This is a genomic window from Mycoplana sp. BE70, from assembly GCF_031455855.1.
In the GTDB taxonomy this organism is placed as follows: Bacteria; Pseudomonadota; Alphaproteobacteria; order Rhizobiales; family Rhizobiaceae; genus Mycoplana.
Genome location: NZ_JAVDTM010000001.1, coordinates 339,351 through 364,526 on the forward strand (window position 1 = coordinate 339,351; position 25,176 = coordinate 364,526).

General features: G+C 64.5%; 27 protein-coding genes and 3 pseudogenes. 21 read left to right on the forward strand and 9 right to left on the reverse strand.

Annotated features, from left to right (window positions below; translation table 11 throughout):
* The first annotated feature begins 48 nt into the window (after window positions 1-48).
* Together J2Y48_RS01605 and coaBC are read left to right on the forward strand one after the other, a co-directional pair.
* The gene (locus J2Y48_RS01605; RefSeq protein WP_405030141.1) at window positions 49-849 is read left to right on the forward strand and encodes a potassium channel family protein; all 801 of its coding nucleotides are present in this window, start codon (window positions 49-51) and stop codon (window positions 847-849) included.
* 165 nt (window positions 850-1,014) lie between these two features.
* Window positions 1,015-2,229: a bifunctional phosphopantothenoylcysteine decarboxylase/phosphopantothenate--cysteine ligase CoaBC gene (coaBC, locus tag J2Y48_RS01610; protein WP_310411691.1), complete on the forward strand. Its 1,215-nt coding sequence runs from the start codon at window positions 1,015-1,017 to the stop codon at window positions 2,227-2,229.
* A gap of 43 nt (window positions 2,230-2,272) precedes the next feature.
* Here coaBC and J2Y48_RS01615 read toward each other — a convergent pair whose 3' ends face one another.
* Window positions 2,273-3,085: a class II glutamine amidotransferase gene (locus J2Y48_RS01615; RefSeq protein WP_310411694.1), complete on the reverse strand. Its 813-nt coding sequence runs from the start codon at window positions 3,083-3,085 to the stop codon at window positions 2,273-2,275.
* Window positions 3,086-3,123: 38 nt separating this feature from the next.
* Between J2Y48_RS01615 and J2Y48_RS01620 the strand changes: the two genes are divergently transcribed.
* The 7 genes from J2Y48_RS01620 (at window position 3,124) to J2Y48_RS01650 (ending at window position 8,670) form a co-directional block, all read left to right on the forward strand.
* The gene (locus J2Y48_RS01620) at window positions 3,124-3,351 is read left to right on the forward strand and encodes a hypothetical protein (RefSeq protein WP_310411697.1); all 228 of its coding nucleotides are present in this window, start codon (window positions 3,124-3,126) and stop codon (window positions 3,349-3,351) included.
* A 13-nt stretch (window positions 3,352-3,364) separates the two neighbouring features.
* Window positions 3,365-4,276, forward strand: coding sequence for a pirin family protein (locus J2Y48_RS01625; protein ID WP_310411702.1), 912 nt, complete (start codon window positions 3,365-3,367; stop codon window positions 4,274-4,276).
* Window positions 4,277-4,445: 169 nt separating this feature from the next.
* Window positions 4,446-5,123: a FadR/GntR family transcriptional regulator gene (locus J2Y48_RS01630; RefSeq protein ID WP_310411705.1), complete on the forward strand. Its 678-nt coding sequence runs from the start codon at window positions 4,446-4,448 to the stop codon at window positions 5,121-5,123.
* Window positions 5,120-6,412: an MFS transporter gene (locus J2Y48_RS01635; RefSeq protein WP_310411708.1), complete on the forward strand. Its 1,293-nt coding sequence runs from the start codon at window positions 5,120-5,122 to the stop codon at window positions 6,410-6,412. Before J2Y48_RS01630 ends, J2Y48_RS01635 begins: the two co-directional genes overlap by 4 nt.
* Before the next feature lie 158 nt (window positions 6,413-6,570).
* On the forward strand, window positions 6,571-6,975 hold the full coding sequence (locus J2Y48_RS01640) for a GFA family protein (RefSeq protein ID WP_310411711.1): 405 nt from the start codon (window positions 6,571-6,573) through the stop codon (window positions 6,973-6,975).
* Window positions 6,976-7,161: 186 nt separating this feature from the next.
* Window positions 7,162-7,797, forward strand: coding sequence for a DUF1326 domain-containing protein (locus J2Y48_RS01645; protein ID WP_310411715.1), 636 nt, complete (start codon window positions 7,162-7,164; stop codon window positions 7,795-7,797).
* Window positions 7,798-7,809: 12 nt separating this feature from the next.
* Window positions 7,810-8,670 carry a DUF2182 domain-containing protein gene (locus J2Y48_RS01650; RefSeq protein ID WP_310411718.1) on the forward strand — a complete coding sequence of 287 codons (861 nt, stop codon included), beginning with the start codon at window positions 7,810-7,812 and terminating at the stop codon, window positions 8,668-8,670.
* Window positions 8,671-8,678: 8 nt separating this feature from the next.
* Here the strand turns inward: J2Y48_RS01650 and J2Y48_RS01655 are convergent, their stop codons facing one another.
* Window positions 8,679-10,262 carry a peptide chain release factor 3 gene (locus tag J2Y48_RS01655; RefSeq protein WP_310411721.1) on the reverse strand — a complete coding sequence of 528 codons (1,584 nt, stop codon included), beginning with the start codon at window positions 10,260-10,262 and terminating at the stop codon, window positions 8,679-8,681.
* A gap of 94 nt (window positions 10,263-10,356) precedes the next feature.
* Here J2Y48_RS01655 and dut point away from each other — a divergent pair, with 94 nt between their 5' ends.
* Both dut and J2Y48_RS01665 read left to right on the forward strand, forming a co-directional pair.
* Window positions 10,357-10,833 carry a dUTP diphosphatase gene (gene dut / locus J2Y48_RS01660; protein ID WP_310411724.1) on the forward strand — a complete coding sequence of 159 codons (477 nt, stop codon included), beginning with the start codon at window positions 10,357-10,359 and terminating at the stop codon, window positions 10,831-10,833.
* On the forward strand, window positions 10,830-11,720 hold the full coding sequence (locus tag J2Y48_RS01665; RefSeq protein WP_310411727.1) for a GNAT family N-acetyltransferase: 891 nt from the start codon (window positions 10,830-10,832) through the stop codon (window positions 11,718-11,720). The genes dut and J2Y48_RS01665 overlap by 4 nt, the downstream gene beginning before the upstream one ends.
* 25 nt (window positions 11,721-11,745) lie before the next feature.
* On the opposite strand, the gene J2Y48_RS01670 is transcribed toward J2Y48_RS01665, so the two are convergent.
* Window positions 11,746-12,186: an Lrp/AsnC family transcriptional regulator gene (locus tag J2Y48_RS01670; protein WP_310412695.1), complete on the reverse strand. Its 441-nt coding sequence runs from the start codon at window positions 12,184-12,186 to the stop codon at window positions 11,746-11,748.
* Between the two features lie 124 nt (window positions 12,187-12,310).
* Here J2Y48_RS01670 and J2Y48_RS01675 point away from each other — a divergent pair, with 124 nt between their 5' ends.
* Window positions 12,311-13,207, forward strand: coding sequence for a DMT family transporter (locus J2Y48_RS01675; RefSeq protein WP_310411730.1), 897 nt, complete (start codon window positions 12,311-12,313; stop codon window positions 13,205-13,207).
* A 58-nt stretch (window positions 13,208-13,265) separates the two neighbouring features.
* Here J2Y48_RS01675 and J2Y48_RS01680 read toward each other — a convergent pair whose 3' ends face one another.
* On the reverse strand, window positions 13,266-13,784 hold the full coding sequence (locus J2Y48_RS01680; RefSeq protein ID WP_310411733.1) for a DNA starvation/stationary phase protection protein: 519 nt from the start codon (window positions 13,782-13,784) through the stop codon (window positions 13,266-13,268).
* A 194-nt stretch (window positions 13,785-13,978) separates the two neighbouring features.
* On the opposite strand from J2Y48_RS01680, the gene J2Y48_RS01685 reads away from it, so the two are divergent.
* Both J2Y48_RS01685 and cysK read left to right on the forward strand, forming a co-directional pair.
* Window positions 13,979-14,596 carry a LysE family translocator gene (locus J2Y48_RS01685; protein WP_310411736.1) on the forward strand — a complete coding sequence of 206 codons (618 nt, stop codon included), beginning with the start codon at window positions 13,979-13,981 and terminating at the stop codon, window positions 14,594-14,596.
* 138 nt (window positions 14,597-14,734) lie between these two features.
* Window positions 14,735-15,703, forward strand: a complete 969-nt coding sequence (gene cysK / locus J2Y48_RS01690; RefSeq protein WP_310411740.1) for a cysteine synthase A — start codon at window positions 14,735-14,737, stop codon at window positions 15,701-15,703.
* 330 nt (window positions 15,704-16,033) lie between these two features.
* Here the strand turns inward: cysK and J2Y48_RS01695 are convergent, their stop codons facing one another.
* Window positions 16,034-17,566, reverse strand: coding sequence for a YifB family Mg chelatase-like AAA ATPase (locus tag J2Y48_RS01695; RefSeq protein ID WP_310411742.1), 1,533 nt, complete (start codon window positions 17,564-17,566; stop codon window positions 16,034-16,036).
* Window positions 17,567-17,896: 330 nt separating this feature from the next.
* Here J2Y48_RS01695 and J2Y48_RS01700 point away from each other — a divergent pair.
* Window positions 17,897-18,510: pseudogene (locus tag J2Y48_RS01700) on the forward strand (isochorismatase family protein).
* Between the two features lie 66 nt (window positions 18,511-18,576).
* Here J2Y48_RS01700 and gshB read toward each other — a convergent pair.
* The 4 genes from gshB to rsmI all read right to left on the reverse strand — a co-directional run bounded on the left by gshB (window position 18,577) and on the right by rsmI (window position 21,521).
* A complete protein-coding gene (gene gshB, locus J2Y48_RS01705) occupies window positions 18,577-19,524 on the reverse strand; it encodes a glutathione synthase (protein WP_310411745.1) in 948 nt (315 codons plus the stop codon).
* 106 nt (window positions 19,525-19,630) lie between these two features.
* A complete protein-coding gene (locus J2Y48_RS01710; protein WP_310411748.1) occupies window positions 19,631-20,131 on the reverse strand; it encodes a cupin domain-containing protein in 501 nt (166 codons plus the stop codon).
* 108 nt (window positions 20,132-20,239) lie between these two features.
* On the reverse strand, window positions 20,240-20,608 hold the full coding sequence (locus J2Y48_RS01715; protein WP_310411751.1) for a YraN family protein: 369 nt from the start codon (window positions 20,606-20,608) through the stop codon (window positions 20,240-20,242).
* Window positions 20,598-21,521, reverse strand: coding sequence for a 16S rRNA (cytidine(1402)-2'-O)-methyltransferase (gene rsmI, locus J2Y48_RS01720; protein WP_310411755.1), 924 nt, complete (start codon window positions 21,519-21,521; stop codon window positions 20,598-20,600). The genes J2Y48_RS01715 and rsmI overlap by 11 nt, the downstream gene beginning before the upstream one ends.
* A 250-nt stretch (window positions 21,522-21,771) precedes the next feature.
* Between rsmI and dnaN the strand changes: the two genes are divergently transcribed.
* From dnaN to J2Y48_RS01750, 6 genes and pseudogenes are all read left to right on the forward strand, one after another.
* Window positions 21,772-22,890 carry a DNA polymerase III subunit beta gene (gene dnaN / locus J2Y48_RS01725; RefSeq protein WP_310411758.1) on the forward strand — a complete coding sequence of 373 codons (1,119 nt, stop codon included), beginning with the start codon at window positions 21,772-21,774 and terminating at the stop codon, window positions 22,888-22,890.
* A gap of 84 nt (window positions 22,891-22,974) precedes the next feature.
* Window positions 22,975-23,138: pseudogene (locus J2Y48_RS01730) on the forward strand (DUF72 domain-containing protein); the annotation flags it as partial.
* A gap of 272 nt (window positions 23,139-23,410) precedes the next feature.
* Window positions 23,411-24,013, forward strand: a complete 603-nt coding sequence (pmtA, locus tag J2Y48_RS01735) for a phospholipid N-methyltransferase PmtA (RefSeq protein ID WP_310411761.1) — start codon at window positions 23,411-23,413, stop codon at window positions 24,011-24,013.
* Between the two features lie 17 nt (window positions 24,014-24,030).
* Window positions 24,031-24,129 (forward strand): annotated as a pseudogene (locus J2Y48_RS01740) (histidine phosphatase family protein); the annotation flags it as partial.
* Window positions 24,126-24,824, forward strand: coding sequence for an orotidine-5'-phosphate decarboxylase (pyrF, locus tag J2Y48_RS01745; protein ID WP_310411764.1), 699 nt, complete (start codon window positions 24,126-24,128; stop codon window positions 24,822-24,824). The pseudogene J2Y48_RS01740 and the gene pyrF, both read left to right, overlap by 4 nt.
* A 24-nt stretch (window positions 24,825-24,848) precedes the next feature.
* Window positions 24,849-25,136, forward strand: coding sequence for a DUF1330 domain-containing protein (locus tag J2Y48_RS01750; protein ID WP_310411768.1), 288 nt, complete (start codon window positions 24,849-24,851; stop codon window positions 25,134-25,136).
* Window positions 25,137-25,176 lie beyond the last annotated feature (40 nt).

Genomic DNA, 25,176 nt, shown 5'->3' on the forward strand with positions numbered 1-25,176 from the left:
CCCGGCGGGCCCGCTTGACCGGGATACGGCGACGGCTAGATTGGCTGCATGGCTGAGCGACGGAACATTGACGAGGCGGCCGTGCCGTTGATGGCAGCACTTCGTCGTCATCTGCGCAGTCTCTACTACGGCAGCCACCCCCGCGCGCTTGCGTTCCAGTTCGTCATGATGATGGTCGACCTCGCCATCATCGTCTTCTTCCTGATGGGTCCGTACCTGCGCGCCGGCAACGCCTATCTGCTGGTCGACTACGTCGTCACCGTCATCATCGCGCTCGAGCTGGTCGCGCGAATGCTGGTGGCGCCGAGCTTGCGCTACTGGCTCGGCCGGCCGATGACCTGGGTCGACCTCTTCATCCTCGCCACGCTGCTCTTTCCCAACCAACTCGCCAACTTCGCCTTCCTGCGGGCGCTGCGCATCTGGGCGATCAGCAAGAGCCGGCTGTTCTCGCTGATGCTGAGGCGACGGGGCTATAGCGAGTACGAGGACACGATCCAGGCCTGCCTCAACTTCCTGATCTTCCTGTTCATCATCACCGGCTTCGTCTACTCGACCTTCTTCTATGGCGAACATGTCAGCGGCTTCATCGATGCGCTGTACTTCACCGTCGCCACCGTGACGACCACCGGCTTCGGCGACATCACCCTGCCAGGCCCGCTCGGCAAGTTGACATCGATCGCCACGATGATCATCGGCATCTCGCTGTTCGTCCGCCTGGCGCAGACGATCGTGCGCCCGCCCAAGGTCACCTTCCCATGCCCGCAATGCGGGCTGCGCCGCCATGATGCCGATGCGGTTCATTGCAAGGCCTGCGGCTACCTGCTGAACATTCCCGACGAGGGCAGCTGATGGCGAAGCGCTTTGCCTTGACCCGCCTGCCTTGCGATGCAGCGCCGCCCGATGACCCGATCCGGGACATGGTGGAAATCCGTTCCTGTTTGTGCGGTTATGCGCTAGGAACCTCGCTACCCCCGCCCGGCGGCGGGGCCTGATCGCCATGGATGGAACCGGCTCATGACCTTGAAGGACAAGCGCATTCTTCTGATCATCTCGGGCGGCATCGCCGCCTACAAGAGCCTCGACCTGATCCGCAGGCTGCGCGAGCGCGGCGCGACAGTGGTGCCGGTCATGACGGCTGGCGCGCAGCAGTTCGTGACGCCGCTCGCCGTCGGTGCGCTTTCCGCCGGCCATGTCTTCGCCGAGCTGTTTTCCCGCGAGGACGAGCAGGACGTAGGCCATATCCGGCTGGCGCGCGATTGCGACCTCGTCGTCGTGGCGCCGGCCACGGCCGACCTGATGGCGAAGATGGCGAACGGCCTGGCCGACGACCTCGCCTCGACCGTGCTTCTGGCGACCGACCGCCCGGTGCTGATCGCGCCGGCGATGAACCCGAAGATGTGGACGCATCCCGCCACGTTGCGCAACGCCGAGACGCTTGCCGGCGACGGCATCCGCTTCGTCGGGCCGAATGCCGGCGAGATGGCCGAGGGCGGCGAGGCAGGGCTCGGCCGCATGGCCGAACCGCTGGAGATCGTTGCCGCCATCGAGGCGCAGCTGGACGGCGGCCCGAAGCCGCTTGCCGGCAAGAAGGCGATCGTCACCTCCGGCCCCACGCACGAGCCGATCGACCCGGTGCGCTACATCGCCAACCGCTCCTCCGGCCGGCAGGGCCACGCGATCGCGGCCGCGCTCGCGAAACTTGGCGCGGATGTCACCCTCGTTTCCGGTCCGGTCGAGATCGCGGACCCCGCCGGTGTCACGACGGTGCATGTCGAGCGGGCCGAGGAGATGCTGGAGGCGGTCGTCGCAGCGCTTCCAGCCGACATCGCCGTGATGGTGGCGGCCGTCGCCGACTGGCGCGTCGCTGCGGCTGGCGCGCAGAAGATCAAGAAGAAGCCGGGCGAGGCCCCGCCGCCGCTGCAGCTCGCCGAGAACCCCGACATCCTGAAGACGGTCGGCCACCACGCCCAGCGCCCGAAGCTGGTCGTCGGCTTTGCCGCCGAGACACAGGACGTGGAGGCGAACGCGCGCGAAAAACTGAAACGCAAGGGCGCCGACCTGATCGTCGCCAATGATGTTTCACCGGAAACCGGCATCATGGGCGGCAGCCGCAACAGCGTCAGGATCGTATCCAAGGACGGCATCGACGCCTGGCCCGACCTTTCCAAGACCGAGGTCGCCACGCGCCTGGCGGCGCTGATTGCCGAAAGGCTCGCCTCCCTGCCGTGACGCACCGCCCCATCGGCTACGGATCGCCGCCCGGCGCGATGCGTCAGCCGACAACGGCGAGTTCGGCCGGGCCGGCGCGGCTGTCAGGCGCGAAGAGTTGCACGTCGATCCCGTCCTCGCCAAGCACGACGGCGCTGCCGTCGGGGATTTCAACCCAGGCATCGGTGTCGTCGTTGAGCGGCTCGGAGACGAGACAGTAGCCGCCCGTCCGGTCCATCGGCGCGGCATACAGCGTCGGGGCGCGGAAATCGGTTGCGTATCGCACGGCATAAAGGGTGCGCCCGTCGGAGAAGGCGGCGGTGAAGCGGACGAGGACCTTGCGATCAAGCTGCGCCGCCAGCCGCTCGACCAGGCCGATCGTCTCGGCCATGGCGGCGAGCGGGTCGCGTTCGAGGCCGAACTGCATGGCGAGCAAAAACAGCAGCTCCGAGTCGGTCGCGCCGGTGCGGGCGGCATAGAGGTCGTTGTCGAGCATCGACTCCATCGGCCGGCGCAGGTGCTCGAAATCGGCGATCTGGCCGTTGTGCATGAACGACCAGACGCCGTGGACGAAGGGATGGCAGTTGTCGCGCCGCGTGCCGCCGCCGGTTGCCGCGCGCACATGGGCGAGAAACAGCGGCGAGCGGATCTGCCGGGCGATGCTCTTCAGGTTGCAGTCCGACCAGGCCGGCAGGATGTCGCGGTAGCGCCCCGGCTCCGGCCGCTCGCCATACCAGGCAATCCCGAAACCGTCGCCGTTCGTCGCCGTCTTCGCCCGGGTCGCGCAATGGGACTGCTCGATCAGCGAATGGGCCGGCGAGGAGACGAGTTCCTCGAGATAAAGCGGTTTACCGCGATAGGCTGCCCATCGGCACATTGGCTTCACTCGCTTTCTGCCGGCCTTCCGGCCGAAAGGTGGACGAACGCATTGACCCGGTGCTCGGAGCAGAATCACCGAAAAAAGGTAAAAATGCGTTAACGAAAGTAAACGGGCCGGAAACCATATGCGCCATTCTGGACCGGTTCCGTCGCCATTTCCGCGCCCTGCGAGAGGGGCGTTCGGTGAACACTGCGTTTCAGTCGTCCACAATTTCTTACCCGTCCGAGCCGCACTATATTCGCCTGCAAGTGATGAACCATTGAAAGGACCCCTTGCATGTCCATACGCCCCGTCAAGCACGAGAGCATCGCCCGTCCCGCCATGGAAGGCGCCGGCGTCAAGCTCCATCGCGTCTTCGGCTTCGGTGACCCGTCGATGACCGACCCCTTCCTGATGATGGATGACTTCCGCAACGACGATCCCAACGACTACATCCGCGGCTTCCCCTGGCATCCCCATCGCGGCATCGAGACGATCACCTATGTGCTCGCCGGCACCGTCGAGCATGGCGACAGCCTGGGCAACCAAGGCACCATGGGCGCCGGCGACGTGCAGTGGATGACCGCCGGCAGCGGCATCCTGCACCAGGAGATGCCGAAGGGCGATTTCGCCGGGCGCATGCACGGCTTCCAGCTCTGGGCCAACCTGCCGTCGTCGCTGAAGATGACCGCGCCGCGCTACCAGGACATCAAGTCCGCCGACATTCCGGTGGTCGTCGACGATGACGGTACGGCGGTGCGCATCATCAGCGGCGACTTCTGGGGCAGGAAGGGTCCGGTCGACGGCATCGCGGCCGAGCCGGTCTATCTCGACGTCTCGGTTGCGCCGGGCCAGAAGAAGACGATTCCGATCGACACCTATCGGTCGGCCTTCGCTTACATCTTCGCCGGCTCCGGCACTTTCCGCGACGCCTCGAAGCCGTTCGGCGTCAAGGTCGAGAAGGAGTACCAGGGCGAGGAGCTGAACATCCGCGACCTCTCCGGAAACCGCACGCTGGTCGTCTTCGACACCGGCGACCACGTGACGGTCCAGGCCGGCGAAAAGGGCATCCGCTTCCTGCTTGTCACCGGCAAGCCGATCCAGGAGCCGGTCGCCTGGCACGGACCGATCGTGATGAACACGCGGGAGGAATTGCAGCAGGCGATGCGCGAGCTGCAAAACGGCACCTTCATCAAGCCCGCGCATTGACTGGACTGCCGCGTTCCTGCGTTGCCATGTCTTGAGTGGAGCAACGGCAGGCCCGGTTACAACCCAAACGAAAAGGGTCGCACGCGGCCCTTTTCTCTTTGGTGGGCAATTGACCGATCCGCGCAGCATCTCTATTCATCGAGTCATCTGATGACTTGATGAATGTGCTATGGAAACGGTGCACCGAAGCAACTTGGCGGAAACCGCAGCCGCGGCGATCCGCAAGGAGATCGTCGCCAAGCAATGGCGCGTCGGCGACCGACTGCCGAACGAGGCCTCGTTGTCGGCCATGCTGGCGGTAAGCCGCGGAACGGTGCGCGAGGCTGTCCGCGCCCTTGCCGCGCAGGGCTACCTCGAAACACGCCAGGGCTCTGGCACCTATGTGCTCACGACCGTCGATCCCGCACCCCGTATGAATGTGGCGCGAAGCGCAAGCCTGCGCGACCAGTTCGAAGCACGCCTGGCCCTCGACGTGGAAGCAGCCCGCCTTGTGGCTCTCCGGCAGACGCCCGAGATTATCGCGAGGCTTCGGACGCTTCTCGCCCGCCGCGGCAACTTCGACGGCACGGATCGCGCGGGGTTCATCGAACGTGATCTTGCCTTCCACAAGGCGGTGATCGCTGCTTCGGGCAACCGGGCGATGGTCGAGATCTACGAATTCTTCTCGCAATCGATCGCGGAAACGATCGAGGCCACGCTGGGCGACGACCTGCCCGAACCCGACATGCAGGCCCATGCCGACATCGTCGACGCCATAGAAACCGGCGAGCCCGAAAAGGCAGATGCCGCCGTGCGACGCTTCATGCACCCCATAACTGCCGCTCTCGATCAAATGGCGAAATCATGAACCTACATCTCAAGGACGCGGACACCACCGTGGACGATATCGACCGCCAACTGATCGACGCGGAGGCGGACAGCGTTCCGCCGCCTGCGCCGCCAGCACGGGGCAACGGCCTTTCCCGCGTCATTCTCGGGGCCAGTCTCGTGCTGATCGCATTCAACCTGCGGCCGGTCTTTTCCAGCGCCTCGGCACTTCTGCCGGAGATCCGCAGCACGCTGCAGCTTTCCCCACTCGGCGTGAGCCTGCTGACCACCTTGCCGGTTGTCTGCCTCGGCCTGTTCTCGCCGATCGCAGCACGCCTCGCGCAGAGGATCGGCAGCGAGCGCACGCTGCTCGCGGTTCTCTTGCTGCTGGCGCTGGGCACCGCCCTGCGCGGCCTATCCTCGATCCCCCTCCTTTTCCTTGGAACGGCGCTCGCCGGCGCCTGCATTGCCGTTGGCAACGTCCTTCTGCCCGGCCTGGTGAAACGCGATTTCGCCGACCGCACGGCCTCGATGACCGGCCTGTACACGATGGCCCTGTGTGGCGGCGCCGCCGCCGCCGCCGGCCTTTCCATCCCCGTCGCGCAGGCGTTCGGAGGCTCGCTGAATGCGGCGTTGGCGATCTGGGCCGCCCCCGCCGTCATCGTCGGCCTGATCTGGCTTCCCCAGGCGTTGTCCGTCGACCGGGCCGGACGGCGCACCGGCTTTCGTGTCGAGGGCTTGTGGCGTGACCGCCTGGCCTGGCAGGTCACCCTTTTCATGGGCTTGCAGTCCGCCCTCGCCTACTGCGTTTTCGGCTGGCTAGTGCCAATCTTGCGGGAGCGCGGGCTCGACGGCGTGACCGCCGGCGCAATCGTCTCGATGTCCGTCATGGTCCAGTCCGCAGCCTGCATCGTCGCACCGCAGATCGCCGTCCGAGGCAAGGACCAGCGGCTGATCCACGTGGCGCTTTGCGCCATCGCCGTGATCGCCCTGCTGGGCCTGCTTTTTGCCCCGCTGTCGAGCGCGTGGTTCTGGGCCGCGCTGCAAGGCGTCGGCCAGGGCGGATTGATTGCCGTCGCAATGACGGCGATCGTGCTTCGCTCGCCCGATGCGCATGTCGCCGCGCATCTCTCCGGCATGGCGCAGTGCGTGGGCTACCTGCTTGCTGCCATCGGCCCGCTGATCGTCGGCCTCATTCACAGTTGGACCGGAAGCTTCCAAGCCAGCGCGGTTCTCTTCGTGCTTCTCGGCGTCGGCGCTGGCATCTTCGGCTGGGGCGCCGGACGAAAGCTTCATGTCGGCGCCAGAACGGTGAGGATCGACGATTGACGGCACGCCAGTCAATGGCTTGGCGCAGGGCAGCGTCGGAGGCGCGAGCAATGCCGACAAGCATGCGCAAGGTGCGAACGGCGTACTTCCTCAGGCCCACGCATTGAACTGATGGCCCTTCGACCTATCCTCCTCCCCATGCTTGGCGGGAGGATGGGATGGAAATCGACGGCCAATGCCACTGCGGCTACATCACCTACGAGGCGGAGATCGAGCCCGAAATGGTGTCGATCTGCCATTGCAGCGACTGCCAGAGACTCACCGGCTCTGCCTATCGCGTCAGCACGGTGGCCGCACACGAGGATTTCCGCCTGACGAGCGGCGAGCCCTCCATCTACGTGAAGATCGGCGAAAGCGGCAACAGAAGCCTGCAGTATTTCTGCCCCCGCTGCGGCTCGCCGTGTTATCGGACCGGAGAAGGCGATCCTCCGGATGAGGTCACAATCCGCGTCGGCACGATCAACCAGCGTCGGGCACTGGTGCCGACGATGCAGATCTGGTGCAGCTCGGCATTGCCGTGGGTTGAGGACCTGCGGCATTTTCCCAAGCAGCAAAAGGATTAGTGCCTGAACGCGAGCGTATCGACGCTTGAAGTTGGTGTGATCCTTGCGCCCCCAGGGCGTTTGGCAACGCGCTCAGGCCGCAGGCTGTGCGGCCGTCTCTTACAACTCAATTGCTGGACAAGCAGAAGCCGCAGGTATTTAATCAGTATCCCCTAAAATTCACATTCCCAGGCATTGGAGGGCGTCATGGCGAGCGTCAAATGGAAACTCCAGGGGCGTGAATTCATTCAGTGCAATTGCGACTATAGTTGTCCCTGCCAGTTCAACGACCTTCCCTCAAACGGCAATTGCCAAGCCGCCGGGGCGATCGACATCGAAAGCGGTTTTCATGGGAATACCAGCCTCGACGGGCTGCGCATCGCAATGATCGCGTCCTGGCCGGGCGCGATCCACGAGGGCCATGGCCAGTGCGTGCCGATCATCGACGAGCGCGCCACGCCGGAACAGCGTGACGCCCTGCTGCGCATCATGAGCGGTCAGGACACCGAACCTGGCGCCACCTTTTTCGCCGTCTTTGCCACGACCTTCGACACGGTGCACGACCCGGTCTTCGCGCAGATCGACTTCGACGTCGACGTGGACAAGCGGACGGCGCGGATCGGCGTTCCGGGGTGGATCGACGCGCGGGGCGAGCCGATCCGCAACCCGGTAACCGGTGACGAACACCGTGTCCGCGTCAACCTACCGCAGGGGTTCGAGTATGACATCTGCGAAGTCGGCCGCGGCTGGGCGGAAATCAAGGGACCGCTGACGCTGTCGTTAGCCGACAGCCACGCCCATTTCGCCCGCCTCCATATGACCGAAACTGGTGTCGTCCACTGACCCGGTGCGGCCATGGCGGTTTCAGCACTCGACGCGATCCTCAAGCGAGACCGCACCATCGTTGCTCTATGCCTTGCAGCGATCACGGCGCTTGCGTGGCTCTACCTTTTCTCCCTGGCACCTTCGATGAGTGACGGCAGCATACCGGTGGATGGCATGGTAGGCATGTCCGGGATGGAGGCGATGCCGGATATGCCGGGGATGGACATGCCCGGCATGGCAGCGACGGTGGCAAGCCGGTTCGCCTGGAGCCCCGGCGACGCCGCGCTCGTGTTCACCATGTGGTTCGTGATGATGGTCGGCATGATGCTGCCGTCCGCCGCGCCGATGGTCCTTCTCTATGCACGGGTCGGGCGGCATGCTGAGGCGCAGGGCACGCCGTTCGCTGCGACCGGCATCTTCGCCGCCGGCTATCTCGCGGTCTGGCTCCTGTTCTCGCTCGCCGCCACGTTCGGCCAGTGGCTGCTGGAGCGCTCACTTCTGCTGACACCGATGATGGAAAGCCGCAGCACCGTCCTCGACGGAGTGTTGCTGATCATCGCCGGCGCCTACCAGTGGACCCCGCTGAAGTACGCCTGCCTTTCGAAATGCCGGGCTCCGGTCGCTTTCCTGCAGGCGACCGGCGGCTTCCGGCGCGACGCGGCAGGAGCCTTTGCCATGGGCGTGCGCCATGGCGCCTATTGCGTCGGCTGCTGCTGGCCGCTGATGCTGCTCTTGTTCGTCGGCGGAGTGATGAACATCCTCTGGATCGCCGCGATCGCGTTCTTCGTCCTGGCGGAAAAGCTCTTGCCCCGCGGCGACCGGATCGGGCGGATCGCCGGCGCGCTTCTCGTCGGCGCCGGCGTCTGGGTCATCGTCAGGGTGCTTCAGTAACCCTAGACTCACGCCGCCTTGGCGACGTGGTATTCCTTGATCGCGGCCATCTTGATCGCCGGATAACGCTCATGCTCGTAGCGCAGCGAGAACGCGTCCTGCGCCAGGAACACCGGATCGCCGTCGAGGTCGCGGGCGATATCGCCGCGGCGCACGGTGACGAACTTTTCCAGGTCGGCCGGATTGTCGGCGGAGATCCAGCGGCACACCGAGAAGCGCGACATCTCGAAGGAAACCGGCAGCCCGTATTCCTGCTGCAGACGCTCCTTCAAGACGTCGAGCTGCAGCGCACCGACGACGCCGACGATCGCCGGCGAACCGTCCTCCGGCGAGAAGAGCTGAACGACGCCTTCTTCCGCCATCTGGTGCAGCGCTTCCTTCAGCTTCTTTGCCTTCATCGCGTCCTCGAGCCGCACGCGGCGCAGGATTTCCGGCGAGAAGTTCGGAACGCCCTCGAAGACGAGCGCCTCGCCTTCGGTTAGCGTGTCGCCGATGCGCAACGTGCCGTGGTTCGGAATGCCGACCACGTCGCCGGCATAGGCCGTATCCGCCAGTTGCCGCTGCGAGGCGAAGAAGAACTGCGGCGCGGAAAGCCCGAGTTGCTTGCCGGTGCGCGCAAGCCGCGCCTTCATGCCGCGTTCCAGCTTGCCGGAGCAGACGCGGGCAAAGGCGATGCGGTCGCGGTGGTTCGGGTCCATGTTCGCCTGGATCTTGAAGACGAAGGCCGTCATCTTGTCTTCCGCCGCATGCACGGTGCGGGTGTCCGCCACCTGGTCGCGCGGCGGCGGCGCATAGGCGCCGAGCGCGTTGATAAGATCGCGCACGCCGAAATTGCGCAGAGCCGAGCCGAAGAAGACCGGCGTCAGGTGGCCTTCGAGGAAGGCCTTCTTGTCGAAGGGCTTGCAGGCCTCGATCGCCAGCGTCAGTTCTTCGATGAAGGCTTCGCGCTCGTTCTCGGGCAGGCGATGCGACGCCATTTCCGGGTCGTTGACCTTGGTGAGGCGTTCCTGCGTGTCCGCACCGCGCACTTCGTTGGTGGCTAGATGATAGGATCCGCAGAAGGTCTTCGAGCGGCCGATCGGCCAGGTGACGGGCGCGCAGTCGAGCGCCAGCTTCTCCTCCACCTCGTCGAGGATCTCGAAGACGTCGCGGCTCTCGCGGTCCATCTTGTTGATGAAGGTGATGATCGGGATGTCGCGCATGCGGCACACCTCGAACAGCTTCAAGGTCCGCGGCTCGATGCCCTTGGCGGCGTCGATGACCATGACGGCCGCGTCGACCGCCGTCAGAGTGCGGTAGGTGTCGTCGGCGAAGTCCTCGTGGCCGGGCGTGTCGAGGATGTTGAAGACATTGCCCTCGTACTCGAAGGTCATCACCGAGGTGACGACCGAGATGCCGCGCTCGCGCTCGATCTTCATCCAGTCCGAACGGGTCTGGATGCGGTCCTTCTTCGCCTTGACCTCGCCGGCAAGCTGGATCGCGCCACCGAACAAGAGCAGCTTTTCTGTGAGGGTCGTTTTACCGGCATCCGGATGCGCAATAATAGCGAATGTGCGGCGGCGGGAGACCGCCTCGGCGAGACTTTCGGCCATGCTCTCTGAATTTCCTGTTGATCGCGCGCCTTCTACTGGTTTCCTCGTCGATTTGCAAATTGACGGAGGAAACCCGCGGACGGTTTATGCATTCATGACCATGACCAAAGCGACCGCCATTCCGACCCTCAATCTTGTCCGCCTGCCGCATGGCGACGGCCTCGACCTGCCGGCCTATGAATCCGCCGGCGCGGCGGGGATGGACCTGCGGGCAGCGATCAGCGAGGGCGACCGCCTGGTGATCCGTCCGGGCAAGCGGGTATTGGTGCCGACCGGCTTCGTCTTCGAAATCCCCGCGGGGTACGAAGGGCAGGTTCGGCCACGCTCCGGGCTGGCCTTCAAGCACGGCATCACCTGCCTCAACACGCCCGGCACCATCGACAACGATTATCGCGGCGAGGTCCAGGTGCTACTGATCAATCTGGGCGACGAGAAGTTCGTCGTCGAACGCGGCATGCGCATCGCCCAGATGGTAATCGCGCCGGTGGTGCAGGTGGCGGTGCGGGAGGCCGACATGGCCGGTGAGACCGGCCGCGGCGCCGGCGGCTTCGGCTCGACCGGCGTGCAATGAACGACCGCACCGGCTTGATCTATCGCGAGGACTTTTTGGCCGACCCCGCCGGATGGGCAGCCCTTAAGGATCTGCTCGATGACGTGTTCGGCATCGATCTTGACCCGCTCGACCAGCTGGGCGGTCCAGACCCCAGCAGCATGCCGTCGGCCTATTTCGATGCGGGCGGACGGTGTATCGCCAACTTCACCGCATTTTCCATGCCGCTCATGATCGACGGGCGGATGGTGAAGGCGGCCGGCCTGCAGTCCGGCGCCGTGCGGACGGAGTATCGCGGCCGCGGGTTGTTCAGGGACCTCATTCGCCGCACCCTCGAACGCTGCGATGCACACGGTTTCGAGGCAGTTGCGCTCTACACCGACAAGCCGGCCCTCTATGAGCCCTATGGATTTGCGATCGTGCAGGAGCACCGCTTTTTCGGCCCGGCACCGCAAATTCCAGACGAACCGCCATCGGCGCGGACGATCAACCTCGGCCATGCGGATGACCTCGCGCTGGCTCGGCGTCTTCTGGCGGATCGCGTAGCGGTTTCACAGCGCTTTGCCGTCACGCAGCAGTCCACCATGTTCCTGCTGAACGCCGCGATGCTCGACGGACTAAAGCTAAGCCACTTGCCGGAGCAACATGCGATCGTCGCCTGGCGCGATCGGGAAGATGGCACCTTCGAACTGCTCGACGTCGTCGCCGCGCAGCTCCCTGCACTGACGGCGATCCTGCAGGCGCTCGGCATCCGACCGGCAAAGGTCGACGTGGCGTTTCCGCCCGACAGGCTCGACTGGCAGGGCGAGGCGGTGGCCGAAGAGGGTGAACTGCGGTTCATGCTCCGCAGCAAGGCCGGACCCATGCCATCAGGACCCGGCCGGCTATCGCCAATGGCCGAGTTCTGATCGCCACGGCCCCCCGAGGCCGTGGCTACGGCAACAGTCCCGGCAGCCGCCGCCTGACGGGCGTGGCCTTCACCAGCGAAGTGTTCGTCTGCGCCCGTTCGGCGATGCCGTCGAGCAACGTGTCGAGCTCCTCCATCGAGCGCAGGTAGAGCCGGACAATGAAACAGTCGTCGCCGGTGACCTTATCGCACTCGACGCATTGCGGCATCTCCTGGATCAGGCGCTCGACGATATGCAACTGGCCGGGCAGCGGGCGTACCCGCACGATCGCCTGCAGCGAATAGCCGAAATGCTGTGGATTGACGTCGATGGTGAAGGCGTCGATGACCCCGCGATCCTCCAGCTTGCGCAGCCGCTCGGCCACACTCGGGGACGACAGCTCCGTCGCTGCGGCCAACTCCTTCAACGACAACCGGGCGTTCTCCGCCAGAAGCAACAGAATTCGCCTGTCTGTATCATCCATAATCATAAATCCGCTCAAAACGCCTAAGATTATGAAGCGATGATAGCATATACCCTAATAAACTCCATGGAGATCTGATACCGCGACTCCTATTCTTCGCACATCACATTGAAGGAGACACGGCCCCATGGACAAGACAATTCGCACCGGCTCGGTCGAAATGACCGCGGCCATGCTGATTTCCGGAACGATCGGCTGGTTCGTGCTGGTCTCCGGCCAGCCGACGCTGAACGTGGTGTTCTGGCGCTGCGCGATCGGCACGGTCGCCCTTGCTGCCATTTGCGGGGTCCTCGGGTTGTTGCGCCCCGGTCTGCTCACGCGGCGACGGTTTGCCCTTGCCGTCCTTGGCGGCGTCGCGATCGTCGCTAACTGGCTGCTGCTGTTCGCCGCCTATCCGCTGGCTTCGATCTCGATTGCCACCACCGTCTACAATACCCAGCCGTTCATGCTGCTGGCGCTCGGCGCGCCGTTCTTCAGGGAGCAGATCACGGCGGCCAAACTGTCCTGGCTGGCGTTGTCCTTTGCCGGAATGGTGGCCATCGTCCAGGCCAAGCCGGCTGGCGATTTCGTCGGCGCCGACTACGCTCTGGGGATCGCGTATTCGCTCGGTGCCGCCTTCTTCTACGCGCTGGCCGCCATCGCCGCCAAGGGGCTGAAGGGCACGCCGCCACACCTGATCGCCCTGATCCAGGTCGCCACCGGCGTCGTGATGCTGTTGCCGTCTGCCGATTTTTCGGCGCTGCCGTCGTCCCCTGCCGCCTGGTCGAGCCTTGCAACGCTCGGCATCGTCCACACGGGACTGATGTATGTGCTGCTCTACGGGGCGATCCAGAAGCTGCCGACTCATCTGACCGGCGCACTTTCCTTCATCTACCCCGTGGCAGCGATCCTCGTCGACCGCGTGGCCTTCGGCCATGCCCTGCAGCCGATGCAGGTTGCCGGCGCGGCCGTGATCCTGATTGCGGCGATGGGCATGAATCTCGGCTGGTCGCCGGCGCGCGTGCTGCGGCGGAACGCCAGTTAGGTGGAGAGCGGCTGCGCCTGCCTACGGCGCACCTTGCATTGACCCACGAACGGTCGTGCTACTTGGCCTGCCGCGTCGTTTCGAACAGGAACCAGGTGCGGCGCTCGGCCTCATCGATCCAGTTCTCGAGCAGGCTCGCGGTCGCAACGTCGCCGTGCTCGTCGCACAGACCATGCGTCTCGCGCAAAAGCGAAACGAGGTGCTTGTTGTCCTCCAGAAGTTCGGCCAGCATGTCTTCCGGGGTGACGTAGTCGGCATCGTTGTCCGGGATCCGCTGGAGGCGCGCGGCGTGACCGATCGAGCGCAGCGTCGTGCCGCCGATCTTGCGGGCACGCTCGGCGATGTCATCGGTCGTCGCGAAGATTTGCTCGGCCTGTTCGTCCAGCAGCAGGTGATAGTCGCGAAAATGCGGACCAGACACGTGCCAGTGGAAATTCTTGGTCTTAAGGTAAAGCGCGAATATATCGGCGAGAAGCGCCGTCAGCGCGTGCGAAATGTCGGTGATCGCGTTCGAAGCGAGGCCCGAAGGCGTCTTCAGGGGCGCGAGCCTGCGTTTTTCGGCTGAGGTCGGCGACATGCGGTTCCTCCTTTTGAGGACGGGTAAAAGACGTCGATCGGCGCGACGAAGCTCTGCCTATCCCGGCAAAGCCGTGCTTGCGGTGGCGATGGAGAAGCTAGAGCGGCGCGCCCGATCGTCAACCGCGCGTCTCGGCGACCGGCTTGAATGCGCGTTCGTACAGGCGTAGAGATCGCGCGAAAGCGAGGTATCTCATGACACTTGCAGCCTTGCTTGCCTACAGCGGCGCGCTCTTCATCGCTGCGGTGATCCCGGGTCCGGGCATCACCGCCATCGTCGCGCGTGCGCTCGGCTCCGGCTTCCGCGAAACCTTCTTCATGGGACTCGGCCTGATCCTCGGCGACATGATCTACCTGACGGCCGTCATCCTTGGCCTGGCCTTCATTGCCCAGACCTTCACAACGGCCTTCATGGCGATCAAGATCGCCGGCGCGCTTTATCTCTGCTACATCGCCTGGAAGCTTTGGACCACGGGCCTGGTGCCGCAGGAGATCGAGGCCCGCCGCTCCTCCAGCATGGCCATGTCGTTTTTGTCCGGACTGCTTGTAACGGCCGGCAATCCCAAGACGATGCTCTTCTACGTGGCGCTGGTGCCAACGCTGATCGACCTCGGCGCGATCGGTCTCGAAGACTACGGCTTGCTGCTCGGCGCGACCTTCATCGTGCTCCTGGTGGTGCTCATTCCCTACATGGCGCTGGCATCGCGCGCCCGGACGCTTCTGAAGCGGCCGAGCGCCCTTCGGAGCCTCAACCGCGTGGCGGCAGGCATACTGGCAAGCACCGCAGCCTACATCGCAACCCGCGCAGCGTGAAATAAAGATCCGTCTTCAACCGCATTGGAATGCGATTTTTTCAATTCGCGGACAATCCGTGGATGATGCGGCACTGGCTTCCGCACGTCTTAGAACCTATTCTCCGCACAACATTCGAAGATTGAAAGGGAGCCGAATATGTCTGAACCCCGCAAACCCGGCCGTGGCCGCGTCTACGCCTCGATCATCGAGACGATCGGCGACACTCCGATCGTGCGGCTCGACAAGCTGGCCAAGGAAAAGGGCGTGAAGGCGAACCTTCTGGCAAAGCTCGAATTCTTCAACCCGATCGCTTCGGTCAAGGACCGTATCGGGGTGGCGATGATCGAAGCGCTCGAGGCGCAGGGTAAGATCACCCCCGGAAAATCGACGCTGATCGAGCCGACCTCCGGCAACACCGGCATCGCCCTCGCCTTCGCCGCAGCGGCCAAGGGCTACCGGCTGATCCTGACCATGCCGGAAACCATGTCGGTGGAGCGGCGCAAGATGGTGGCGCTGCTCGGCGCGGAGCTCGTGCTGACGGAAGGGTCGAAAGGCATGAAGGGCGCGATCGCCAAGGCCGAGGAACTGGCGGCGACGGTTCCCGACGCGATCATCCCCCACCAGTTCGAGAACCCGGCCAATCCGGAGATTCACCGCAAGACGACAGCGGAAGAAATCTGGAACGACACCGAGGGTCAGGTCGACATTCTCGTCTCCGGCATCGGCACAGGCGGCACGATCACCGGCGCCGGACAGGTGCTGAAGGCGAAGAAGCCGAGCGTCAAGGTGGTGGCCGTCGAGCCTGCGGACAGCCCCGTTCTGTCCGGCGGAAATCCCGGCCCGCACAAGATCCAGGGGATTGGTGCAGGCTTTGCACCGGCGATACTGGACACCAAGATCTATGACGAAGTCGTCACCGTGGCCAACGACGAGGCGTTCGAGAACGCCCGCCTGGTGGCAAGGCTCGAGGGCGTGCCGGTCGGCATCTCCGCCGGTGCAGCACTCGCCGCCGCCATCAAGGTCGGCAAACGGCCGGAGAACGAAGGCAAGACCATCGTCGTCATCATTCCCTCCTTTGCCGAGCGCTATCTCTCGACCGCTTTGTTCGAGGGCCTTGGCGGCTGATCGCTTCAGCAAGCGACGAACGATTGCAGGGCACACCGTCGGTGTGCCCTGCTGGCCATTGCGCGGTCGCAGCCATGCACGTACCGCCATTGTCATTGCGGTCGGCGCGACCGTTGTGTGCTGATTACTGTGTGTCGGGCATTGTGTGCCAATCGTTGCCTGAAAGCGGCGCGGTTCCCGAAGGTGCTCTCAAGCCGGCAACACAATCCGTCCGGACAATGCCTTCCGAGAACGCGCGCAAGTCTGCCTTCATACCAGCCCCGTCGTGGCTGCGGGCCTAGCCTGTCGTGACCCGCCTGCGACGGCCGCGTCCCGGCGTCAAAACTGGCCTCAGGCGGCGGCCGTCAGCCGTTCGCCGGCGATACGATAGGAGATCGCCTCGGCAAGATGGATGCGGCCGACACTATCCTTTCCGTCGAGGTCGGCCAGGGTGCGGGCGACCTTGAGCACGCGATGGTAGCCGCGGGCAGAAAACCGCATCTTCTCCGCAGCATCCCGCAAGAGCTGCAGGCCGCCGGGGTCCGGCTCCGCGATGCGCTCGATCAGCGCGGTCGAAGCACGCGCATTGATGGAAACCTCCGCGCTGCCAAGGGCCACGAAACGATCGCGCTGGACCTCGCGGGCACGCGCGACGCGAGCCGCCACCGTCGCGCTCGATTCTGCCTGCATCGGGCGGATGAGATCGCTCGCCGATACGGCCGGCACGTCGATGCGGATATCGATGCGGTCCATCAGCGGACCGGAGATGCGACCCTGGTAATCCGCCATGCAGCGCGGCCCGCGCGCGCAGACCTGACCCGGCTCACCCGCCATGCCACACCGGCAGGGGTTCATGGCCGCGACTAGCTGGATCGCCGCCGGATAGCTGACGCGATGATTGGCACGGGCAATCACGCATTCGCCGGTTTCGAGCGGCTGACGCAGCGCATCAAGCACCTGCGGCGAGAACTCCGGGAACTCGTCGAGGAAGAGAACGCCGTGGTGGGCGAGTGACGCCTCTCCGGGCCGGGCGCGCAAGCCGCCGCCGACAAGTGCGGCCATCGTCGCCGAATGATGCGGCGCCCGATAGGGGCGGCGATCGGACAGCTTGCCGCCAGCGAGTTGGCCTGCGATCGAATGGATCATCGAGACTTCGAGCAGTTCGGCCGGTGCGAGCGGCGGCAGGATCGACGGCAGGCGGGCGGCCAGCATCGACTTGCCGGAGCCGGGCGGCCCGACCATCAGGAGGTTGTGTCCACCGGCCGCAGCCACCTCCAACGCGCGCTTCGCGCTCTCCTGTCCCTTGATGTCGGCAAGATCCGGCAGGTTGGCGGGTGCGGCGCGAATGGCGGGCTCAGGCCGGCTGAGCACCTGGGTGCCGCGAAAATGATTGGCGAGCGCAATCAGGCTGCGGGGCGCCAGAATGTCGATCTCCGCGCCGGCCCAGGCCGCCTCGGCACCGCTGTCGGCTGGACAAATCAGGCCTTTGCCGAGCGCATTGGCGCCGATGGCCGCCGGCAGAGCGCCGGCGATTGCCGCGATCGTACCGTCGAGGTTGAGTTCGCCGATGACGACGTAACCTTCCAGAGCGTCGGCCGGAATGGCGCCGAGCGCCGCCATCAGGCCGAGCGCGATCGGAAGATCGAAATGGCTTCCCTCCTTGGGCAGGTCTGCCGGCGCCAGGTTGACGGTGACCCGCTTGGCGGGCAAGGCGAGACCCGATGCGTGCAGCGCGGCCTGGACTCGTTCCCGGCTCTCGGCGACGGCCTTGTCAGGGAGCCCGACGATCTGCATGCCGACCCTGCCGGGCGCCACCATCACCTGGACCTCGACGGGAACGCCGTCAATGCCCTGAAACGCCACCGTACTGACCCGTGCCACCATGACCGTCCCCCAAACAGTCTGCCGCCGATCGCCTCACCCGACGTCATCACAATCTGTCATAGAAAATGGAATGGAACAAGAACATTTACGGAACAATTTTCAGCCAGGCCGTGCAAACCGGTTGCGCCCGGTTGCAAACACCGCACGCATGAGAACAAACGCGACCGCCTATTCAAGTCCGCGGGCGAAATGCGACCGGAGCAATGCATTCGAGAACAAGAAGGCAGCGTAATATCCAAGAGCTATACGGCCATCGCCCGTGGCGGAATGCTCCAAGTCAAGCCCCCGCGTATCCAACAGACATCCACCGCATACCCAAGGGAGGAAGTCATGGTCAGTGAACCTATCCGCGATCCGAGCACCGATCACCTTCTGACACCAAAGAATTCAGCCTTCATCTTATCGATTACCAGCCGGTCCAGGTGAACTCCATCGCCTCAATGGACCGTCAACTTCTGGTCAACAACGTCGTCGGCGCTGCCAAGGCGGCTGTCGTGTACGGGCTGCCGATCGTGCACTCGACGGTCAATGTCAAAACCGGCCTGAACAAGCCGCCAATTCCGCAAGTGCGCAAGGCGTTGGAACGATACCCGACCTACGATCGCACGACGATCATCTCCTGGGAAGACGTGGAATTCCGGCGCGCGGTCGAGGAAACCGGTCGAAAGAAACTGATCATGACGGCACTGTGGACCGAGGCGTGCCTCACGTTTCCGGCCATCGACGCGCTGGAGGCGGGCTATGAGGTCTATGTCGTCGCCGCGCACGAGGCGGGCCTGCACCGCATAGAGCAGGCGGGCGGCAAGATGATCAGCGTGCCGCAACTCTTCTGTGAATTGCAACGCGACTGGTCGCGCAAGGAAACAGTGCCCGCCTTCATGAACCTGTTCATCGAAACGGGCGGCACGGCGGGGATCCAGTTCTCCTACGACCGAAGCGAATAGGGGATCGCGGAGAGCGGATGGATAGTGGTGCCGGCGCCTCTTCGATCAGACGCCGGCGCAAGTCGCTCAGGCGCGTTTGCGTTCAATCGCATCCCACAGGAGGCTCGAGACGTCGGCGCCGCCGAATTTCCGCACCTCGCGGATGCCGGTCGGCGAGGTGACGTTGATCTCGGTCATGTAGTCGCCGATGACGTCGATGCCGACGAACAGGAAGCCGCGTTCGCGCAGCGACGGGCCGATCCGCTTGCAGATCTCGATCTCGCGGGCGGTCAGCTCGGTCGCCTCGGGGCGGCCGCCGGCATGCATGTTCGAGCGGGCATCGTGCTCGGCGGGCACGCGGTTGATCGCGCCGACCGGCTCGCCGTCGACGAGCAGGATGCGCTTGTCGCCCTTGCGCACGTCCGGCAGATAGGCCTGGGCGATGAAGGGCTCGCGGAACATCTGCCCGAACATTTCGAGCAGCGAGGAGAGATTGCGGTCGTCGCGGGTCGAGTGGAAGACGCCGGCGCCGCCATTGCCATAGAGAGGCTTGAGGATGATGTCGCCCATCTCCTCGCGGAAGCGGCGGATCTCGGCCGGGTCGCGGGTGATCAGCGTTGCCGGCATCAGGTCGGCGAATTCGGTGACGAAGATCTTCTCCGGCGAATTGCGCACCCAGGCGGGATCGTTCACCACCAGTGTCTTCGGATGGATGCGCTCCAGCAGATGGGTGGAGGTGATGTAGGCCATGTCGAAGGGCGGGTCCTGGCGCAACAGCACCACGTCCATCGTCGACAGGTCGACCCGCTCGGGTTCGCCCAAATCGTAGTGGTCACCCTTGACGTCGCGAAGCTGCATCGGCTCGACGGTCGCAAAGACCCTGCCGTCGCGAAGGCTGAGCTTGTCGGGCGTGTAGTGGAAGAGCTGGTAGCCGCGAGCCTGGGCTTCGAGACTCATGGCGAAGGTGGAATCGCCGCTGATATTGATGGTGGACACGTGGTCCATCTGGACCGCGACGTTCTTGATCTTTGCCATGGAATGTTTTCCTCACGGATTGCCGCCCACATTTAGGCTTGCGCCCCGGCAAACGCAACGGGCGGCGCCTGCACGCCGCCTGCCCTCAAATGGCACGATCGATGCCTCAGGCGGCGAGCCCGCCCCGGCCACGTCCGGCGCGCATCATGTCGCGCAGCCGCAGCGCCGTGGCGATCGGGGCTGGAAACTGCTTGCGGCAGAAGGCGATCTTGCGAACGTATGTATCGACCTGCCATGTCGCCCAGGTCTTGCCGCCAAAATAGGCGATGTCGCCGGCGCGAAGCGTGCGTTCGCTGCCGTCCTCGGCGATGACATGCACCTCGCCCTCAAGGATCATCACCGTCTCGTCCCAGCCGAAATACCAGCGGAAGGTGCCCGCAGTGCAATCCCAGACTGCCGTGGTCGACTGATCGTCATGGCCGCGCGAATGCAGCGCGACCCGGGCGTGCGGCTCACCGGCCACGATCAACGACGGCTCGATCGGCGCATCGACCATCTCCATCTCGTCCATGGAGGCCGCGATCAGCGGCCGCGACGGCGCCATTGGCAGCGGCAGCGTCTTGGCCGCCATGCCGATCACGCCCGCAAGCATCAGTTTCCAGACCATTACAACTCCGCACGATGGTTCATCGGCAACCATAGCGGGCGGAGGTAAGGACGGAGTGCAGATGTTCGGTCGCATTTTATCGATCGGCGCATCGGTCGTCGCCGGCAGTCAGAACGCATCCGGCAGGTGCCGCGGGACACGCCACGGCAGAACCGCGATGATATCGTATCGGACGGACAGCCGATGCGCATCGCGCTGGCGGGCGAGCCACAGGTCGCTTGCGGCGCGGATGCGTCGCTGGGCCGTCCCCGTCACCGCGAAGACCGCGCTCTCCTCGCTCCGCCGCGCCTTCACCTCGACGCAAATGACGAGGTCGCGCTTGCGGGCGATGATGTCGATCTCTCCGACCTTCGTGCGGTAACGGACGGCCAGCACGCGGTAGCCTTTGGCAAGCAGATAGAGGGCGGCGACGAATTCCGCGACATGGCCACGGCGAAAGGCCCTTCGGCGGAGCTTGCGTTCCGCTTCAGTCCCCATCGCGCGCCTTCATGCCGACCAGGCGCTGGTAGAGATCGCGGCGCGGCAGGCCGGTCTGGCGCGCTGCTTCTGTTGCGGCCTTGCCGGCGGGCATCTCCTGCGCCAGGGCGGCAAGCAGCGCATCGACGTCGGCGATTTCGGGGACAGCCGCTTCGGTCGGCGGGCCGACCACCAGCACGATTTCACCCTTGACATGCGGATTTGCCTGGTAGTGCGCGGCAAGCTCGGCGAGCGATCCCCGGCGAAACTCCTCGAACGTCTTGGTCAGTTCGCGGCAGACGGCCGCCTGTCTTTGATCTCCAAGCACCTCAGCCGCGGCAGCGAGCGTCGCCGCGATCCGATGCGGCGACTCGAAGAAAATCAAGGTCGCATCCACACGGGCAAACTCGCCGAGGCGATCGCGGCGCGCCTTGTCCTTGACCGGCAGGAAGCCGGCAAAGAGAAAGGCGTCGTTCGGCAGGCCGGATCCGACTAGGGCGGCCAGGGGCGCCGACGGCCCGGGAATCGGCACGACCTTGCAGCCGGCGGAAAGCGCCAGCTGGCCCAGACGGTAGCCGGGATCGGACACCAGCGGCGTGCCCGCATCGGAGACGAGTGCCACCGATTTTCCCTGTTCGAGCGCCGCGACCAGCCTGGGACCGACCTCATCGGCGTTGTGCTCGTGGTAGGCGTAAGGACGCGTGGCGATGCCGTAGCGATCCAGCAGCACGCGGCTGACGCGGGTATCCTCGCAGGCAAGCACGTCGGCCCCGGCCAGCGTCTCCAGCGCGCGCAGCGTGATGTCGCCCAGATTGCCGATCGGCGTCGCCACCAGATAGAGCGCCGGCTCGAGTGGGCGCGCCGGGACCATCACCCCGTGGAGGCGGTAACTGCGGGCCGCGGAGGCGCTCCCCTTGTGCGGTTCTTCCTGCATCTGAAGCGTGCGTTCCTGCTATCATCCGGCGCAAATGCGCGATCCCGCCTCCTTATGGGCGAGGCCGGAGCGCGCGGCAAGCCCGCAAGGTTTGCGCGCGGCATCGGTTTCCCCGGTGACGATCGCCGAGCCTCTTGCATTTGCACACGAAAATCTGCCAATTTGCCCCTCCACATCTTCCGGCGCCAGCCGGCAACAGAAAAGACGCCGCGCCGGCGAGCCGGCGGGCAGGGTCGAAAGCGGTACGTCCATGCGCATCACCATCGAACGGTCCAACCTTCTGAAATCGCTGAACCACGTCCATCGCGTGGTCGAGCGGCGCAACACGATACCGATCCTCTCCAACGTGCTCTTGCGCGCGGATGGGGGGAGCCTCGAGATGAAGGCCACCGACCTGGACCTCGAGGTCACCGAGGCAACGCCGGCACAGATCGAACAGGCCGGCGCCACGACCGTGCCCGCGCACCTGCTGTACGACATCGTCCGCAAGCTGGCTGACGGTTCGGAAGTGTTGCTCGCCAATACGCCGGACGGCGCGGCCATGACCGTCACTTCCGGCCGCTCCAAGTTTTCGCTGCAGTGCCTGCCGCAGTCCGATTTCCCCGACCTGACCGCGGGCAGCTTCAGCCATACGTTCCGCCTCAAGGCGACGGACCTGAAGATGCTGATCGACCGCACGCAGTTTGCGATCTCGACGGAGGAGACGCGATACTACCTGAACGGCATTTTCATCCACACGATCGAAAACGCCGGCCAGTTGAAGCTGCGGGCCGTCGCCACCGACGGCCACCGCCTGGCGCGCGCCGACGTCGAGGCGCCCTCCGGCTCGGAGGGCATGCCGGGCATCATCATCCCGCGCAAGACCGTCGGCGAGCTGCAGAAGCTGGTCGACAATCCGGACCTGGTTGTGACGGTCGAGGTGTCGGATGCAAAAATCCGTTTCACCATCGGCTCGGTCGTGCTGACCTCGAAGCTGATCGACGGGACCTTCCCGGACTACCAGCGCGTCATCCCGACCAACAACGAGAAGGAACTGCGGATCGATTGCCAGTCCTTTGCCCAAGCGGTGGACCGGGTGTCGACCATCTCGTCCGAGCGCGGCCGCGCGGTCAAACTGTCGCTCGCCGAAGGCCAGATGACACTGACGGTCAACAATCCGGATTCGGGCAGCGCCACGGAAGAAGTCCCGGTCGGGTACGACAGCGACCCGCTGGAGATCGGCTTCAACGCGAAATACCTGCTCGACATCACCGCCCAGCTTTCCGGCGAGGAAGCCGTGTTCCTGCTGGCGGATCCCGGTTCGCCGACGCTCGTGCGCGACCTTGCCGGCGACGATGCGCTCTACGTGCTGATGCCGATGCGCGTCTGATCCGCGCCTCGGAACGAAGAGATGCGCAAGCCGGTTTCTCGTTTGCCGCCGGCGGTCTAGCGCAGTAGTGGCTGAGGAGCGGGCGTGGGAAAGACCGGGACGGTTCGGATCGGCATCTCTGCTGCTTCTACAACTCCTGGCGCGGCGTCTTCTATCCGCATTCTCTCGTCCAAAGTAGCGAACTCTTCTACGCCTCCAGGCAGTTCCGATCGATCGAGATCAACGGCACCTTCTACGGACTGCTGCGCCACGGGCGCGATGTGTTCGCCTATTTCGACAATACGGACGCAAAACTCAGAGCGCCGTTCGATGCATCGTCTCTGGCAAGGCGACTGGGCGTTTCTCCGGGTCTGGCTGCCGCAAAACGGGGTGAGCGCGCACCTGAACAGTCGCAAGCGGAGCGTGAAACCGTCGCAAGATGACTTGTTTTTGCCGCACGCGGAAACAAATACTCCAGAAGCATCTTCCGAATCACCAGGAAGGCGCCTAAGCAGCAGCCGTCATAGTCGGGGGAGTGGACATGAATTTGCGTGGTAAGGTCAAAGAACACCTCGGACGGAAATTCGGCGAGGAGATCCGCTTCTTCAAGGGCTGGATCAACAACACGCGTGCCGTCGGCTCCATCATCCCAACATCTTCGGTCACCGCGCGGCGGATGGCCAGCGTGATCAACCCGAGTTCGGGCCTGCCTGTTCTGGAACTCGGGCCGGGAACGGGCGCAATCACGAAGGCGATCCTGGAGGCGGGCGTCGCATCGGCCAAGATCGTCTCGGTCGAATATTCAACGGACTTCTACAACCATCTGGTCGAGCGGTTCGAGGGCGTGAAGTTCATCAACGGTGATGCTTTCGACCTCGACAACACCCTTGGCGCACTGAAGGACCAGCAGTTCGACAGCGTCATCTCCGCGGTCCCGCTCCTGAACTTCCCCATGCACCGCCGGGTGGCCCTGATCGAGGATCTGCTGCGGCGAATTCCCGTTGGACGTCCGGTGGTGCAGATCTCCTACGGACCCGTCTCACCGGTCCCCGCCATGCCTGGCCGCTACCGGATCAGCCATCTGGATTTCGTCGTGCGCAACATTCCGCCGGCGCAGCTCTGGACCTATCGCCGAACGCACTGACGGCCCGGGTCCACGAGCCGACCAGCGGCGGCGATCTTTTCGCCTTCCGGCTTGCGGATCGAACCGTCACATGCGACTGGACGGCAATGGAGTTCTGGAAAGGCATGGGATCATGAACGCACGCGAACGCCTGATCGTCGGGCTGGACGTCCCGACCATCACGGAGGCCGAGGCGAAAGTCCGCGCGCTCGGCGACAGCGTGCTGTTCTACAAGATCGGCTACCAGCTCGTCTTCGCCGGCGGGCTGGAATTCGCCCACGACCTGGCCAAGGACGGCAAGAAGGTCTTCCTCGACATGAAGCTGCTCGACATCGACAACACGGTGGCGAAGGGCGTGGAAAACATCGTCAAGATGGGCATGTCGATGCTGACGCTGCACGCCTATCCGAAAGCGATGCGGGCGGCCGTGGAGGCAGCCAGGGGCTCCGATCTCTGCTTGCTCGGTGTCACCGTGCTCACCTCGATGGACGCGCAGGACGTCATCGAGGCCGGATACGAATACGATCCGCACACGCTGGTGCTGCGCCGGGCCGAGCAGGCGCGCGCGGCCGGCATGGGCGGCATCGTTTGCTCTGCCGAGGAAGCCGGCGCGGTGCGCAAAGTCATCGGCCCCGACATGGCGATCGTCACGCCGGGCATTCGACCCGCGGGCGCCGACAGGGGTGACCAGAAGCGGGTCATGACGCCAGCGGAAGCACTAAAGGCCGGATCGAGCCACCTGGTCGTCGCGCGACCGATCGTCAATGCCGCGGATCCGCGTGCTGCCGCCGAGGCGATTCTCGCCGAAATGACCGGCGTGCCCGGCACATAATCGACAAACGAAGAGGAGGAAAACATGGCCAAGGGGTACTGGATCGCGCGCGTCGATGTTCGCGATACCGAACGCTACAAGGATTATGTCGCAGCGGCAAAGCCCGCTTTCGAAAAGTATGGTGCAAACTTCCTTGCCCGCGGCGGCACTTTCCAGGAACTGGAAGGTCAGCCACGCGCCCGTAACGTGGTGATCGAGTTCCCGTCCCTCCAGGCAGCGATCGACTGCTACAATTCGCCCGAATACCAGATCGCCGCAGCCATCCGCCAGGAGGTGGCCGAGGCCGAGATGGTCGTGGTCGAAGGGGTCTGAAACCCAGCGCGGGACATCTTCGGACGAAGCTGGCGGGTGT